The sequence below is a fragment of the Psychrosphaera sp. genome (assembly GCF_982872775.1).
On sequence record NZ_CEYNSH010000035.1, the window covers coordinates 1 to 16,768 of the forward strand.

Below are 16,768 nucleotides of genomic sequence, written 5' to 3' on the forward strand. Positions count from 1 at the left end.
AACCATCCAAGAAAACTTGTTTTTTTGAAGTGTTTGATGTCTCCCTGACAACGGAGGCGCATTTTAGGGACTTAAAAAAATTCCGCAAGCCCTAATTTCACTTTTTTGATGTAAAACGCTTCGAATGGTTAAGTATTGTACACAATGGGTAAAAATCAAGCTCGATAATCTTTTTTTAGTCAAAAAGAAAACAATAGAGAGCAATCAAAGCCAAGCCTGATAGGCTAGGTGTCGCAACCACAAAGATATAAAGATAGTTTTTATTAGCTAAAAAGCTTTGGGTGAGTCGATTGCTTATTCGCTGCAAATATGAGCTTTTCTTTTCGGTAAACTAGAAGTACACAATAGTAGCTAAAGCAGTCCACAACCAACACCTTACTTTATAGGTTCAGTTGTGGACTTAAAGAGAAGATAGCCAATATCTATATCTTATTGATGTTTTTCACCAAAAGTCTCAAAAATACTGGAAAAATCCTTTTGGCCATTCCCTTGTTTGTTATGCAATGCGTACAAACTTCTCGTTAAGGCACCTAATGGAGTGGAAGAGCTTGACGCTACTGCAGTATCCATAGCTAAACCTAAGTCCTTCAACATAAGGCTCGTCATAAACCCACCTTTATAATCGTTAGAAGATGGAACACCTTCCATAACATCAGGGCAAGGGTTATAAACGTCCAGTGTCCAGTTGCTACCGCTGCTCTTAGATATGATTTCAGATAGAATTTTTGGATCCATACCATTATCAATGCCCAGCTGAAGTGCTTCTGACGTTCCGACCATTAATATGCTCAACAGCATGTTGTTACACACTTTAGCAATTTGGCCAGAACCTACCGGACCAGCATGAAATATGTTTTTTCCCATCGCTTCTAATATTGGTTTGGCCAGTTCAAATGCTTCTTGCTCGCCGCCCACCATAAAGCTGAGTGTGCCATTGGTTGCACCTGCGACACCACCAGAAACTGGCGCATCAATGAAACTTACATCAACATCTGCTAATAATGAAGATACGCTTTTGCTACTAGCTACATCAATAGTTGAACTATCAATTACTAAACTGCCCGGTTTTAGCGCTGAACCGTTCTCTTCTATAATAGAAGAATACAAACCGACAACGTGTTTACCGGCTGGGAGCATAGAAATAATGACATCTGCACTTTGAACAGCTTCTAGTGGAGTCGCCGCAGCTTTAGCACCAAGTGCTTTTAGTTTTTCTACTGACTCTGGAACTAAATCAAACACCGTTACTTGGTAACCAGCTTTGACTAGATTGGCTGCCATAGGCCCGCCCATGTTTCCTAGCCCGAAAAATGTAATCTGTTTCATTAGATTTACCTTTCCTTAGTTTAATGATGCAAGTGGATGATCTGACTCATCCCACGGAGATGTGAAAAAGGAAGCAATAAATTCATCACTGATGTCATGAACTGTTTTGAATTTCCAGTCCGGCGTATTGTCTTTTTCGATGAGTAACGCCCTAACCCCTTCTCTGAAGTCACCGATAGCAGCGCAATTTACACTTAGACCAAGTTCGAGTCGAAAACACTCAGCTAAGCTCAGATCTTTTCCTCTGTTTAATTGCTCTTTAATGATCTTTGCACTCAAAGGGCTACCATGAGCTAAACTAGCTTGTGCTTTTTTAAACCACTTGTCCTCAAACGTCTGATTGAGAATCATGGTCATTGCTGCGGCCGCTGTTGCCTCTTGGTCCAGCTCTTTGAAAAAATCGGCAAATTTAGCGACGTTGCCTTCTGGCATATTGAGTTTATCTTCTGTCTCTAGTTCCAAGAGTAGATCTGTAAGCTTCTGATGATTAAGCGCAACAGTATTCCCCCAAGAAACGGTAAGAAGATGTTCCACTAATGAGTTTTTTCTTTCACTCGATAAGAAGTGGTCGGCCAATTTTACATATTTAGCGTCAGCTGCATTAATCGAAGCACCAGTAAGTCCTAGGAATAATCCTGCTCCATTAGGCATTTTGTTTAAAAAATAACTGCCACCAACATCTGGATATAATCCAATCGTAATTTCTGGCATTGCAATGCGCGAACGTTCCGTCACTACTCTATGACTTGCACCTGCTAACAAACCAAGACCGCCACCCATAACGATACCGTGGCCCCAAAGGAGTATCGGTTTCTCATATTTATGGATCAAATAGTCTAATTGATATTCCTTAGCAAAAAACTGCTCTACACCTTGCGCAATATTACCTTCACCAGCTTCTTTCGCGGCATTGTGAAGTTGAACTACATCACCGCCCGCGCAGAAGGCTTTCTCGCCAGCACCTTCGATAACTACAACCGAAACAGTTTCATCTTCTTGCCACGCGAGTAGCTTGGTGTACAACAGCTCTACCATTTCTAAACTTAATGCATTCAATGACCGTTCTGCGTTTAGTGTCGCAAACGCGACTTTTTTGTCACTTATTGACTCAAGCTCACGAAATAAAACAGGCGCGTTGCCGTTATTGTTTTGGTTCTCAGCCATGCTCACCTCTATTCGTTTAGCCATTCTGGTTGGCGTTTTTCTAAAAAGGCATTTACACCTTCTTTTTGATCTTTACTGTCAAACAAACCAACAAATAATTCGCGTTCAAGTGGTAATGCACTATTTATTGAACCTTCTCTTCCTGCTTGAATTAATTTCTTACACGCAGAAATCGAAGTCGGGCTTTGTTGTGAGGTTTGTTCTGCTAATTCCTGAGCTTTTTCTAGGGCACTACCTTTGGCGACAACTTCTTCAACTAAGCCAATTTCGAAAGCCTTCTGTGAGCCCAAACGTTCACCGCATAAGATCATGCGTTTAGCCCAACCTTCTCCAACTAACCACGATAAGTTTTGAGTACCACCTGCACATGGTAACAAACCAACTTTCGCTTCTGGCAATGCCAGTTGAGCTTGCTCTTCTGCGATTCTTATGTCACAAGCCAATGCGACTTCTAGGCCACCACCCATCGCGTAACCGTTAATTGCCGCAATTGACACACCGTTAAAATCACGAAGCGTTTCAAATGCTGCACCAAAAACACGGGCCATATCGGATGCCACGCCTTTGTCACCATCAGCAAAAACGTTTAAATCGGCACCGGCACTGAAGAATTTCTCTCCTTCACCAGTAATAATCAACGCATAAACAGATTTGTTTGTATTCAATTCTTCTACAATGCGCTTAAGATCAGTCAAACTTTCAAACGTCCAGGTATTTGCAGGCGGGTTCGCCATCGTAATTGTGGCAATGTGACGGTCGATATCTACTTTCAATAATGACGACATAATAATTCCCTCTTAAATAATATCAGCTGCAGCATCATCAAGGAGACGACGAGCAATAATTAAGCGCATGATTTCGTTTGTGCCTTCCAAAATTTGGTGGACTCTCACATCACGGAAATGGCGCTCTAATGGATATTCCTTTATATATCCGTAGCCGCCATGTAATTGCAGTGCCTCGTTACACACTTCAAAACCAATGTCGGTCGCAAAGCGTTTAGCCATTGCGCAATAAGCCGTCGCCTCTGGATCTTTATTATCTAATTTAAAAGCAGCCAAACGGACCATTTGACGTGCAGCAACTAACTCAGTTGCCATATCGGCAAGTTTGAACTGAAGTGCTTGGAAAGCCGCAATAGGTTTGCCAAATTGACTGCGTTCTTTCATATACGCTTTGGCTGTATCTAATGCTTGTTGCGCTGTCCCCACAGAACATGTCGCAATATTGATACGGCCACCGTCTAAACCTTTCATGGCAAGAGTAAAACCGTCGCCTTCATTAGCAAGTAGGTTTTCAACAGGGATTTTGACATCTTCGAAGGTAATCAATCGGGTTGGCTGAGCGTTCCAGCCTAACTTTTCTTCTGCTTTGCCGTAAATGACACCTTCAGCATCGGCAGGAATAACAACCGCAGAAATACCTTTAGGTCCAGGTTCACCAGTCCTTACCATTACGACTAGAACATCTGTTTCACCGGCACCACTGATAAACATTTTAGAACCATTAACAATATAGTGGTCGCCATCGCGTTTTGCCGTTGTTCTTAAAGCGGCCGCATCGGAACCGGAGCCAGGCTCAGTCAAACAGTATGACGCGAGTTGCTCACCCATAACCAGTCCAGGACACCACTTTTCTTTAATACTGTCAGTCCCCCAGGTCGCTACCATCCAAGTCGCCATATTGTGGATTGTCAGCATGGCGGTAGTTGTCGTACAGCCTTTTGCTAATTCCTCAAAAATTAATGATGCATCTAATCTTGATAATCCCATACCACCGGCTTCTTCTGGTGAATACAGGCCACAAAAGCCCAATTCACCTGCTTTTGCCATTACATCTTTTGGAAAAAAGTGAGTTTCGTCCCACTTGGCTGCATTTGGGGCTAGCTCTGCATCAGAAAACTGTTTCGCTAAGTCGATAAATGCGCGTTGGTCGTCGTTTAAATTAAAATCCATGTTCTCCCCTTACACATAAGGTAAATGCCGTACTCTTGTTATTATTAATGTACGGCATCTTTGTTTGTATTGATTAAACTATAAAAGTTTTAATTACACTCTCTATTTCAGTGTAATTGACATGTTTGGACCAGCCGTAGCCGCAACATCGTCTTCAAACCATCGTGCAGTAATCGTCTTTGTTTCTGTATAGAACTTAACGGCTTGTTTACCGTACGCGTGTTGATCACCTGCAAAAGATCCTTTCCACCCGGTAAACGAGAAGAAAGGTAGTGGCACAGGAATTGGAATATTAATACCAACTTGACCTACTTCAATATTGTGCTGGAACTTACGGGCCGCGCCACCTGATGAAGTAAAGATTGATGTACCGTTTCCGTATGGATTGTCATTGATAAGACCGATTGCTTCATCGAGTGTATCGACGTTCATTGTTAAGAATACCGGGCCGAAAATTTCTTGTTTATAAATTTCCATCTCAGGTTTAACATCGGTAAACATGGTAGGACCAACCCAGTTACCATTAGGGTAGCCTTCAACTTCAAAGTTAGTTCCATCTAATACACAGAACGCGCCTTCACCCTTACCTGTCTCGATAAGACCTTCAATACGTTGTTTGGCTTGTGGCGTTATTTGTGGTCCGTAGGCCGCTTCAGGATCTGAGTAGTGACCTGGACGAACCGAAGCTAATTTTTCTCTTATTTCTGGGATCCACTTTTGAGCCTCACCAACAAACACTGCAACCGATATAGCCATACAACGTTGGCCTGCCGCACCTACCGACGCACCAACGATGTTATTGATCACTGCTTGTTTGTTCGCATCAGGCATCACGACCATGTGGTTTTTGGCACCTAAAAACGCTTGAACACGCTTCATGTTGTCAGTACCTGTCTTATAGATGTATTGGCCCACACCAACCGAACCAACAAAAGAAATTGCTTTAACCGCTTCTTCATTTAACAGTCGGTCTACTTGCTCTTTGTCGCCATGAACAACTTGAAGGACACCTTTTGGCGCGCCGGCTTCTTCAAATAACTCCACCAAACGAGTCGGAGTTAGAGGATCTTGTTCAGATGGCTTTAGGATAAAGGTGTTACCACAGGCAATTGCTAGTGGGAACATCCACAAAGGGATCATTGCTGGGAAGTTAAACGGCGTAATACCAACACATACACCTAATGGTTGAGTGTATGAATAAGTATCAATATTACGGGCAACGTTTTCTACCGTCTCACCCATCATCATTGATGGAATGTTCGCCGCGTGCTCTACGACTTCAATTCCACGCCAAACGTCACCCATCGCATCTTCATGCGTTTTGCCTAATTCTTCACAAATAATGCCAGCGATTTCTTCCTGGTGTTCTTTTAGAAGGTGCGCATAACGCATCATGACACGTGCACGCTCTGAAATAGCCACTTCTTTCCACGTTTTGAATGCAGCTTTAGCGCTGTCGATTGCGGCGTCCATTTCTGATGACGTTGCACAAGGAACTTGGGCAATCACTTCTTGTGTTGCTGGATTTGTTACATCGATTTTTCTTGTTGATGAAGACTCAACCCATTCTCCACCAATAAATAAAGGTACCTGTTTCATGACATAGCCTCTTACTTTTACTACTTTTTTGTGTAGCTTTTTTTATGATTGACAGCATTACAGCAAATTAGAAATAACAAAGAAATTGATTAAATTGCTTTTTTGATGGACTATCTTGGTCTACGTATTTTTAGTACATTAACAAAGGTCCAAATAATGAGTGTTACCTCGCAATGGCCCCTGCCTAAATCAAGCGTTCGCTTCCTTGTTCCAAAACCAATGGTTAAACAATTGCAAGTCAGTAGTTTAAGTAGAGGACTCGTGCCTCTCGCCTTTGGTTATTATCAAGAAGCTTATGGTCATGGTATCAAAAGAGACAAACACACTGATAACTTGATATTGTTTTGTGTTGATGGAACTGGCTGGGTTGAAGCAAATGGCAAAAGGTACACGCTCAGCAAAAACCAAATCATTTTCCTACCTAAAAATACACCTCACCATTACAATGCAGATAACCACCGACCTTGGTCTATTTATTGGGCGCATGTCGACGGCCATTTATTTGATGAGTTCATGGATATTATTGGTGTCGACAAAACAAATTTAATGATCAACCTCACGTCCCCTTTGGCAGTTCAAGAAGAGTTTAATGCTTTGATAGATTCGAGGTATTTAGGCTACCAATTAAACCGTTTTTTTGTCGCCTCAAACATGCTTAAAAAAATACTAAGCTTGATATCCCTTCAAAAGCCGATTGTAAATATTACTGCTCAACGTCATTTTAATGAACATACTATCAACGCTTACTTTGAGGAAAATATTGAGGCCCTACTGACCTTAGAAGAAATGGCTGAATACTTTGGTTTATCGAAGTTTTATTTTGCAAAAAAGTTTCAACAGCTCATGTTTAAAAGTCCAGTAAAGTACTTTTTAGAAATGAAAGTACAATACGCTTGTAAACTGCTAGACTCAACGAATATGAATATAAAAAACATCGCAATTACAGTTGGATATGAAGACCAGTATTACTTTTCAAGATTATTTAAAAGTACCATGGGTTTGTCTCCTACGCAGTACCGAGATTCGATACACGGACAATAGTTTATTCACTTTATATTAAATTTATCTGGATTTTGTCATATTTCCGTCATATTTAATCTAAATAATACTGGGCAACAATTAGTATCAACCAACTCTATAAGATAAGACTATGTCACATAAAATATTAATCATAGAAGATGAGTTTGCGATCAGAGAAATGCTTACCTTTGTCATCGAGCAAAATGGCTACCAGGTGATCAGTGCAGAAAGCTACGAAGATGCAAAACTATTGCTTATGGATGAAGCACCCGCCCTCATCTTATTAGATTGGATGTTACCTGGTATGTCAGGTATTCAAATCGCGAAAAAGCTCAAACAATCTGATAGTTATAAAGATATCCCAATTATCATGCTAACAGCTAAAAGCGAAGAAGATGATAAAATCCAAGGCTTAGAAGTTGGCGCAGATGACTACATCACAAAGCCATTCTCACCAAAAGAACTCATCGCTCGAGTTAAAGCGGTTTTGCGTCGCACACAACCTACTGCTACCGACGATCCAATAGAGATTATGGGCCTTAGGCTCGACCCAAGTAGCCACCGCGTGACACTGGAAGGAAGTGATCTACACTTAGGTCCTATGGAATTTAAGTTGTTACATTTTTTTATGACTCATCAAGAACGAGTATATAGCCGAGACCAATTGCTAGACAATGTTTGGGGTACTAACACTTACGTCGAAGATAGAACCGTAGATGTTCATATTAGGCGACTGAGAAAAGCGTTAACATCTCATGATAAATTAATTCAAACGGTTAGAGGCTCTGGCTACCGTTTCTCAACAAGAATGGACTAAACGTTCCGTATGCATCAAAAACAATCAATTGGGCAAGTCGTTTTCCGTTTACTTTGGATATATGCCCCGTTTGGAATTTTGGGTTATGCAGCTGGCTTTTTTATAGAAGCCAGTTTTGCTTTTTGTTTTGTCATTATGGGCATTCATTATTGGCAACTTCGCAAACTAACTCATTGGCTGTGGTTTCAGCGCGGTATTTACCCGCCAAAAGCAATAGGTATTTGGAACAACGTATTTGATGGAATTTACAGCCAGCAACGTCGCAATGCCAAAAAGAGAAATGATTTAACGGCACTAGTCCGCCGCTTTAGACTGGGTGCTGAGGCACTTCCTGATGGTGTCGTCATTTATGATGTTCACCGCAACATATTCTGGTGTAACAAAATTGCTCAAGACATGCTTGGACTAAAATGGCCAGCGGACAAAGGCATAAGAATAGACAACTTGATCAGAATGCCTGAGTTTATTGATTATCTCGATGACCAGGCGTATAGCAAACCCTTAGAAATCCAGTCTCCGACTAATGATGCACATACTTATGAAATACGTGTCGTCCCTTTTGAGTCGGACAAATGGACGGTTATAGTCCGTGATATAACGCAACTCAATCAATTGGAGCAAATGCGAAAAGATTTTATTGCAAACGTATCCCACGAACTCAAAACGCCATTAACGGTTATGCGTGGGTATCTCGAGATGACAAAAGATTTTTGCGACATTGATGAGCCGATGTGGAACAAAGCACACACTATGATGACCGAGCAGACATCACGTATGGATGATCTAGTATCTCAATTATTGTCATTGTCCAAAATAGAACAACAAGGCGATGATATCGTCATGCAAGAAGTTGATGTACCGAAAGTTCTGAACGTATTAGTTGACGAAGCTAAAAGCCTCTCGAACAACAAACACAATATTTCTGCTGAAATCGACCCTGAGCTAAAGGTTATAGGTCTTGCTTCAGAATTGCGCAGTGCATTTTCCAACCTTGTCTTTAATGCAGTTAGATACACTCCTGAAAATGGTGAAATTTCAATTTCGTGGAGCCTAACTAAATCTGGAAAAGCCAAATTTGTGGTGAAAGACAGTGGCGTTGGCATTGATCCAGCCCATATTCCAAGGCTTACAGAGCGCTTCTACCGTGTGGATGAGGCCCGGACACGCAAAACCGGTGGTGCTGGCCTTGGACTATCAATTGTTAAACACGCTTTAGCACATCACAAATCGAAGTTAGAAATCGAAAGTAAACTTAACGAAGGCAGCGTCTTCTCTTTCCGTTTTCCAAAGTCACTCGTTAAAAAACAAGCGACAACTGAAATAGAAAAAATTTAAAACCATTCCTTCCAAGGATCGAATACAAGCACTAGGGACAGTGCTCTCAATTATGCTAAGCTTGCGCCAATTAAATAATAATAATCGATTGGTAATTAGCTATGAGTTGCCCACATCAAAACAATTATAGAAAACTAGAAGAGTCTATTCACACTGATTTTAAAGACGATATGTCCTACGGAGATTACCTCCAACTTAATAAAATATTAGATGCTCAAAGTCCCCTTTCCAGTGAACACGATGAAATGCTTTTTATTGTCATTCATCAAGCCAGTGAATTGTGGCTAAAATTAGCAGGACATGAATTAGCAGCAGCAATGAAGTTTATCGAACGAGAAGAGTTTGGGCCTGCTTTCAAAGTCATTTCCCGTGTAAAACAAATTTTTGTTCAATTAACTCAATCGTGGAATATTTTATCCACCCTTACACCTGTCGATTACTTAAAGTTCAGAGACGACCTTGGTAAATCTTCTGGCTTTCAATCATTTGGTTATCGAGCAATCGAGTTTATGCTAGGCAACAAGAATAAAGAATTAATCGAGGTACACAGCGCTAACCCACAAGCCTATGAAACACTTAATCGGTTGTCCGAGGCGCCAAGTTTGTATGACATTGTGATAAGAATAATGGCTAAACGTGGATTCGACATCAATTCTGACTTACTAAATCGTGACGTTACAGAGCCTTATAATGCTGATGCGACTGTTTTGGCTGCTTGGGTTAAGGTTTACGAAAACTCAGATCAACATTTTGAACTCTATGAATTGGCCGAGAAACTTATGGACATAGAAGACTCGTTTCAAAATTGGCGTTTCAAACACATGTATACAGTACAACGCATTATCGGAAACAAAGTTGGTACAGGTGGCTCATCTGGTGTGGAGTTTTTGAAAAAAGCATTGGATATTAGTTTCTTCCCTGAATTGTTAGAGCTTAGAACAAAACTATGATTTCAAAAAACGAAGCCAAACATCTACGCAGTCTCAGTAACAAAAAACAAAGGCGTCTTTCAGGCCAATTTTTAGTTCAAGGTGAAAAAAATGTTCTTGAGCTTTTGCGTTCAGGTTTAATGATTGAAAAACTCTTTGTATCTGATGCATTTGTCGCCGTTCACTCTAATCTTTTAATAAATATAGCTTACACAATCGCGAATGAAGATGAGTTAACAAAGGTGAGTAGCATCACCTCAAATAACGCGGCAATCGCCATCGTAAAACAGCCCGAATATGATGTTAACGAAATAAGCGGTCTAGTATTGGCACTTGATGACGTCAATGATCCAGGGAACCTTGGAACGATTCTCCGTTTGGCTGATTGGTATGGAGTAAAACACGTACTATTGAGTGAACAAACTGCCGATGTCTACAACCCAAAAACAATCAGTGCCACAATGGGAGCATTTACCCGCGTTCAGACTTATAGAGTAGATCTGGTACATTATCTTTCAAATACTAAAGCGCCTATATATGGCGCATTTTTAGAAGGACAAAGTGTGCATCACTGCGCATTTAAAGAGCCGGCTATTATTGTCATGGGAAATGAGTCACATGGTATTTCAAAAGAAATTGAAAATTTAGTGACTGACAAGATCACCATACCGTCCTATGGACAATCTGAGTCGTTAAATGTCGCAATGGCGACGGGTATAATTCTTGATAATTACCGACGAACGACTTAATGGACAAAAAGCATACAAAGAATATTATCTTTTATTTAAATCTAGGAATTTAGTGCCGGTAAACTTTGCCAAATATTGAACTTCAGCTAATTTTATAGAACACACCTTAAAAAAGACATTTGTCTAATTGCTCTAGTGGAACACAACATGAAGTTTAGCCTTGGCACAAATATCAAACAAAAGCTCATCATTAATGCAGTTTTAGTAGCAGCTGGCATGGTTTTTATGCTACTGCTACTCATATACTCAAATAATAAGAACGCTGTTTACAGTGATGCAGTTAAGCTTTTGGAGACGTTCAATACCGATACTTATCAACTAAAAGTTTACGAACAATCTTTTTTGACCTCAAAAAATCTTGAGAAAGTAGAAAGTTTCAACAGTCTGGCCGATAAAGAAGTCGCAGTCTTGAAGCAGTTTAGGATTACACTCGCCAACGAGTCTCTACCAACCCGAGACGTAAATAACTACATAGCGTCTATCGAAGACTATCAAAATACATTCAATCGTTTAGTTGAAACCCAAAAGACTATCGGTCTCAACCCCAAAGATGGTCTTTATGGCGATTTACGTGGTGCGGTTCATAATATCGAATCTCTTTTGAAAGAGCAGAGTAACTACAAGCTAATGACAGACATGTTGCAGCTTCGCCGTGCAGAAAAAGACTTCATGCTGCGCTTTGATATGAAGTATTTAGACAAGTTTAATAAAGGTATCGACACTCTAAATAGTAACATCGCAAATTCGGATATTAGCCCTGACATTCAACGCAAACTTCTCTCATTTTCAGGCGACTATAAATCAAAGTTTACAACCCTTGTTCAAGCCGAACAAACTAAAGGCCTAAACGCTGATTCTGGTATTAGGGCTGAACTTGCAGCAAGCGTAAACAGACTGGACCAACAGTTAGCAACTATGGCTACTAATATCAGTAAGGCCATCGTTGACACTCAAACAAAGACCAAATTTATTGGCTTTGGGTTATTCCTAATACTGACCATCATCGTCCTAGCATCAACCTATGTCACAAGTCGCAAAGTCTTAATGCCTATCAAAGAAATAAGTTCAGTTATTACTATTGTCAGAGAACAAAATGATCTTACTAATGACTTAGAGTTTGAAGGTAAAGATGAAGTGTCTCAAATGGGTCGTCAGTTCAATAGTCTGATTACTGAGTTTCGTGAGCTCATCAACAAGGTTATAAGCGCAGTACAAGCGCTTGATGAGGCAACGGTTACTTTGGTTAACAATTCTCAAGACAACCAAGATTCGTTGGACTTGCAACTAAAAGAAACGGAGTCTGTGGCTGCCGCTGTCACTGAAATGGGCGCAACAATTAAAGAGATTGTAAGTAATACTGAAGATGCTGCTGCCAAGGCTCTGTCAAGTAATGACAATGCTGAACAAGGGTATACTCAAGTTAACCTGACTATAGACAGTATTCGCAGCCTTTCCGATAACCTTGCAACTGCGGTACAAGATGTGACGGAGTTAGCAGAAGAAAGTAAAAATGTTGGCTCAGTATTAGACGTAATACGTGGTATTGCAGAACAAACAAATCTACTAGCCCTTAACGCTGCTATCGAAGCTGCGCGGGCAGGTGAACACGGACGCGGCTTCGCGGTTGTAGCAGATGAAGTTAGAACGCTCGCAATGCGAACCCAAGAATCTACTAAAGAAATTGAAAATATTATTTCATCGTTGCAAGGTCGCATTGGCTCGATTGTCAATGTCATCGATCAATGTCAAGAACAAGGCAATACATCAACTGATCGAGCAGCTGAAGCTGGAGATAAACTTAATTCGATTACCGCCGATGTAAAAGTCATCATGGATATGAATACGCAAATAGCCACTGCAATTGAACAACAAAGTAAAGTCGCTGAAGAAGTAAATATGAATGTTGTCGCCATTCGTGACGTCGCAGACACTTCCTTCCAAAGAGCCAAGGATAATGCTGAAAGCAGCTCATTAATCTCTAATCAAGCTCAAATACTTCGCTCCTTCATAGACAAATACAAAGTTTAAACCCAAAAGAGCCGCTATCGCGGCTCTTTTTACATTAGCTTTTGTCCTGCTTTAAGTCTACAAGTCAGCTAAGTCCATGTTAAGCTTATGCTTAATTAACTCAAATAAAAACACTTCTTATATTATGAAAAAATTAAACGTTACTTTTATAGGCTTAGGTGTCATGGGATACCCTATGGCTGGACATCTTTCTCAAAACACTAATTTGAAAGTTACGGTGTACAACCGAACGACAGAAAAATCGAAGCAATGGGCAACTGAGTATAGTGGCGACGTTAAATTAACGCCCAAAGAAGCAGCAGCTGGCGCTGATATAGTATTTGTATGCGTTGGCAACGATGATGATTTGCACCAGGTTACTATTGGCGATTCTGGTGTTCTTCAATCAATGGGGGAAGGTTCAGTTTTAGTAGACCACACTACCGCCTCTGCTGACATTGCGCGATTACTCAATGAAAAGTGCCAAGCACAAAGTGTTGGTTTTGTAGATGCACCCGTGTCTGGAGGCGAGGCAGGCGCAGTTAATGGTCAACTAACGGTCATGTGTGGCGGAACTGACGAACAGTATAAAAAAGTAAGTGACGTCATGATGTGCTACAGTCGTTATACAAAACTACTTGGCCCTGCTGGATCTGGTCAATTAGCTAAAATGATGAATCAAATTTGTATTGCCGGTGTGGTGCAAGGCTTGTCTGAAGCACTCCAATTTGGTGTAAACGCTGGTTTGAATTGTGAGGCTGTGATCGAAGTTATCTCAAAAGGAGCGGCAGGCTCATGGCAAATGGAAAATAGGCATAAGACGATGTTATCCGGTGACTACGATCATGGCTTTGCGGTTGACTGGATGAGGAAAGACCTGGACATTGCCCTTACGGAAGCCAAAAGAAATGGTTCAACGCTCCCGCTCACAGCGCTAGTCGACCAATTTTATGCAGACGTCCAAAAAATGGGTGGAAGTCGTTGGGACACGTCCAGTTTACTCAAGCGCTTGTTGAAATAACAACGCTGATTATTATATTGAAATTAATCAATACAATGAGTCGGCATTATCAATGCCGCTCAGTATTTACCGCAATTTTATAAAGCTGTGTCCCTACCTGAACGGCTGCAGAAGGATAATGAAGAATTACAGTACCACTTTCTGGTGCGTGAATATTGACGATCGCGGCATCATTATCAAACTCTAATGAATTTAATACTCGCGCCAATACGTCTCCTTTTTGCACTTTATCACCAGCTTTTTTTAGGTATTCGACCATGCCAGCATAAGAGCTAAACAAAGTTTTATAGTTGCTCAGCGGAGTAACATTAATGGCTTTTTGATTGATTGAAACAGGGATCGTTACATAACCTTGTTGTGACAAATAATTTAACAAACCTTTAGCGTCTTCCTCTGCTTGAGCTAAACAAATGTTTTCCTGCGACCCCAGCTCAACGGTGAACGCTTTGACCTGATAATCCAAATTGATATCCTGACTTTTCAGTTGCTTTTTGATCGCCTGCCATGGAGTAAAACTAGCTTCATCAAGGGCACCAGCAAACTCGACGGGTATAGAAATTATGTTTTCAATATTAAATGCTTTAGCCTCTTCAACTAAAAAGTCTGGGCTGTATAGATGGCGTGTTGACGATGGGCCTGTATGTAAGTCCAAAACCAAATCAGCCTTGTTCGCAAGCTGTTGCAATTTTATATTCAAGAATTGTGCGGTATTAACCCCCCATTGGGTTTCAAGTTTCGCCTCGAGTTCTTCAGCTAAAAATTGACGACACTGACGAACAATTTCGGCCTGTTCCAGTTCTTCAAATTGCTTTATATTTCGTTCAACAAACTGATTTACCGCCGCCTCGTCGTAGTGATAAAAACGATTCCAATTATTACCATTTGTCGCATCAAAACGACCTTGTAGGTACTCTCCGGCACGTTGGTTTCGTCCAAAGGGATTACAATTAGGGACCAAAATGAAATTAGCGACTAAATCATTCTCCTTCAACGCTTGTATTATCTGATATATAACCGCACTACCTTGCATTTCTGCGGCATGCACAGCACTTTGGATATAAACGGTAGGCGCATCTGGAATACCACACTCCAGGAAATAAACGGGAATGCCGATTTCCTGTCCCGCAATGTCCTGATTTAGAGTGACCATTTGTTTCGATAATTTCATTTGGTTTACCTATTTTTAAGCTGCGCTGAACACATCATCATGAATCGATTGAACAACCGTTTTTGCCCTACTTTGATCAACCAAAAAACAGATATTATGGATGCTCGCTCCGTGACATATCATTCTGATCGGATGTTTTGATAACGAACTGAACAACCGCTTTGCCCCATCTGTCCCTGACTGAGTAACACGATGATCACCAATAGCCGCAACCAGAGCCAAATTAGTTTCTACTTTTACAGAACAGAATGACTCGAGCTCAGCAATACATTCATCAGAAATCACACCGACATGATTATTTGGTGCCTTATCAATAGTTAGGGCAACCGAAATCTCAGACGTCGTTATAAGGTCAATTGACAGTTCGTGTTTAGCTAATATCGCAAAAACTCTTGCCAAGAAACCACTTGCGTGCAGCATGTTTGGACTGCTTACCGTTAATAGCGTCTGTTTTTCCCGCAACGCAATGGCACGAATTCCCGGCTCTGTTGTTTTCTTACGAATCCATGTGCCACCCAATTCAGGATTTACGCTGGAACCAACAAAAACATCGATATCAGCTCTAGCGGCAGGTAGTATTGTTGCTGGGTGAAGGACCTTAGCACCAAATGTTGCAAGCTCTGCTGCTTCACTAAAGCTCAGTTCCGTCATAGGCTTAGCCTTTCCGGTTATACGAGGATCCGTAGTGTAAATGCCTGGTACGTCGGTCCAAATTTGTACGACATTTGCATTTAAAGCCTCAGATAACAGTGCAGCAGAATAGTCACTACCGCCACGCCCCAGCGTAGTCGTATTACCGAATTTATCCGAACCAATAAAACCTTGAACAATCGCAATCTTATTTTCAATTAAAGGTAATAAGTGCTCAATGGCAAGTGATCTTATTTCATCAGGTTGAGGCTTAGCATGGCCAAATGAGCTATCTGTTCTCATTACAGTACGAACATCAAAAGTTTGAGCTTGCCGAGCGTCAACTAATTGATTAAACACTTCAGCAAATAGTAAACTCGACATTTGTTCACCAAACGACAAGATGCGGTCAACCAATTTAGTACTATATGACTCGGCTAATTCTGTTACTGCCTCGGCTAACAATCTTATGATGTCATCTATTTTTTTATGCAAAACCTCACTGGCGTTTAAGCCATCTAAAATGTTCGCTTGAATACAACGAATCTCATCTAGTGCAGTGTTTACTTGGTTTTGTGTTAATTCATTGCTACTTAATTTAACTAAAAGGTTGGTCACACCAGAAGACGCAGATACAACAACAACGCGCACGTTTTCATCGTTTTGAATGATTTGAGCACAGCGACGCATAGCCTCAAAGTTAGCTAAGCTAGTTCCACCGAATTTGGCGACTTGTAGATTTTTAAAAGATGACATTTCTTTCCCAATATTAAGATTAATGTTGGGGAGGAATCAGGTTGAATAAGGTTAGATACGCGAAGTGAATGCGAATTTGAACTTACTAACCAGAAGCGCTCCACCAGAAAAAATGGTGACAACTGCTAAAACTCAATTTAGACAGCCGAGATGAATAGCTCTCAAACTATTCATCCCTCGGCGATGATCCCCTTACAATTTATCGATGAAGTTGAGACTTCTCCAAATTGCTACCTGATCAACGCACCTCTTCTGTAGCACAAGACAGACTATGGCCTTGCACCAAAAACAG

At 40.9% G+C, this 16,768-nt stretch carries 14 protein-coding genes and 1 riboswitch; of the genes, 7 read left to right on the forward strand and 7 right to left on the reverse strand.

What is annotated here, in order from left to right; genetic code table 11:
- Nucleotides 1–429: 429 nt before the first annotated feature.
- The 5 genes from mmsB to AC4E96_RS10530 form a co-directional block, all read right to left on the reverse strand.
- Nucleotides 430–1,326: a 3-hydroxyisobutyrate dehydrogenase gene (gene mmsB / locus AC4E96_RS10510; RefSeq protein ID WP_490255784.1), complete on the reverse strand. Its 897-nt coding sequence runs from the start codon at nucleotides 1,324–1,326 to the stop codon at nucleotides 430–432.
- A 15-nt stretch (nucleotides 1,327–1,341) separates the two neighbouring features.
- Complete coding sequence (locus AC4E96_RS10515; RefSeq protein ID WP_488032665.1) at nucleotides 1,342–2,490, reverse strand: enoyl-CoA hydratase/isomerase family protein; 1,149 nt, start codon at nucleotides 2,488–2,490, stop codon at nucleotides 1,342–1,344.
- Between the two features lie 8 nt (nucleotides 2,491–2,498).
- Complete coding sequence (locus AC4E96_RS10520) at nucleotides 2,499–3,275, reverse strand: enoyl-CoA hydratase (protein WP_488032666.1); 777 nt, start codon at nucleotides 3,273–3,275, stop codon at nucleotides 2,499–2,501.
- Nucleotides 3,276–3,287: 12 nt separating this feature from the next.
- Nucleotides 3,288–4,445, reverse strand: coding sequence for an acyl-CoA dehydrogenase family protein (locus AC4E96_RS10525; RefSeq protein WP_490255785.1), 1,158 nt, complete (start codon nucleotides 4,443–4,445; stop codon nucleotides 3,288–3,290).
- Nucleotides 4,446–4,547: 102 nt separating this feature from the next.
- The gene (locus AC4E96_RS10530; RefSeq protein WP_490255786.1) at nucleotides 4,548–6,044 is read right to left on the reverse strand and encodes a CoA-acylating methylmalonate-semialdehyde dehydrogenase; all 1,497 of its coding nucleotides are present in this window, start codon (nucleotides 6,042–6,044) and stop codon (nucleotides 4,548–4,550) included.
- Between the two features lie 156 nt (nucleotides 6,045–6,200).
- Here AC4E96_RS10530 and AC4E96_RS10535 point away from each other — a divergent pair, with 156 nt between their 5' ends.
- From AC4E96_RS10535 to AC4E96_RS10565, 7 genes are all read left to right on the forward strand, one after another.
- A complete protein-coding gene (locus AC4E96_RS10535; protein WP_490255787.1) occupies nucleotides 6,201–7,085 on the forward strand; it encodes an AraC family transcriptional regulator in 885 nt (294 codons plus the stop codon).
- A gap of 109 nt (nucleotides 7,086–7,194) precedes the next feature.
- A complete protein-coding gene (phoB, locus tag AC4E96_RS10540) occupies nucleotides 7,195–7,881 on the forward strand; it encodes a phosphate regulon transcriptional regulator PhoB (RefSeq protein ID WP_488032670.1) in 687 nt (228 codons plus the stop codon).
- A gap of 9 nt (nucleotides 7,882–7,890) precedes the next feature.
- Nucleotides 7,891–9,216: a phosphate regulon sensor histidine kinase PhoR gene (gene phoR, locus AC4E96_RS10545; RefSeq protein WP_490255788.1), complete on the forward strand. Its 1,326-nt coding sequence runs from the start codon at nucleotides 7,891–7,893 to the stop codon at nucleotides 9,214–9,216.
- 101 nt (nucleotides 9,217–9,317) lie between these two features.
- On the forward strand, nucleotides 9,318–10,166 hold the full coding sequence (locus AC4E96_RS10550; RefSeq protein ID WP_490255789.1) for a tryptophan 2,3-dioxygenase: 849 nt from the start codon (nucleotides 9,318–9,320) through the stop codon (nucleotides 10,164–10,166).
- Nucleotides 10,163–10,894, forward strand: coding sequence for a TrmH family RNA methyltransferase (locus AC4E96_RS10555; RefSeq protein WP_490255790.1), 732 nt, complete (start codon nucleotides 10,163–10,165; stop codon nucleotides 10,892–10,894). Before AC4E96_RS10550 ends, AC4E96_RS10555 begins: the two co-directional genes overlap by 4 nt.
- A 147-nt stretch (nucleotides 10,895–11,041) precedes the next feature.
- The gene (locus AC4E96_RS10560) at nucleotides 11,042–12,922 is read left to right on the forward strand and encodes a methyl-accepting chemotaxis protein (protein WP_488032674.1); all 1,881 of its coding nucleotides are present in this window, start codon (nucleotides 11,042–11,044) and stop codon (nucleotides 12,920–12,922) included.
- A gap of 124 nt (nucleotides 12,923–13,046) precedes the next feature.
- Nucleotides 13,047–13,922 (forward strand): NAD(P)-dependent oxidoreductase, encoded by an 876-nt coding sequence (locus AC4E96_RS10565; protein WP_490255791.1) that lies wholly within the window; start codon nucleotides 13,047–13,049, stop codon nucleotides 13,920–13,922.
- Nucleotides 13,923–13,971: 49 nt separating this feature from the next.
- Here the strand turns inward: AC4E96_RS10565 and AC4E96_RS10570 are convergent, their stop codons facing one another.
- On the reverse strand, nucleotides 13,972–15,090 hold the full coding sequence (locus AC4E96_RS10570; protein WP_490255792.1) for a biotin/lipoyl-containing protein: 1,119 nt from the start codon (nucleotides 15,088–15,090) through the stop codon (nucleotides 13,972–13,974).
- A gap of 15 nt (nucleotides 15,091–15,105) precedes the next feature.
- Nucleotides 15,106–16,476, reverse strand: a complete 1,371-nt coding sequence (gene lysC, locus AC4E96_RS10575; protein WP_490255793.1) for a lysine-sensitive aspartokinase 3 — start codon at nucleotides 16,474–16,476, stop codon at nucleotides 15,106–15,108.
- Nucleotides 16,477–16,561: 85 nt separating this feature from the next.
- Nucleotides 16,562–16,736: riboswitch (Lysine riboswitch) on the reverse strand.
- Between the last annotated feature and the right edge of the window lie 32 nt (nucleotides 16,737–16,768).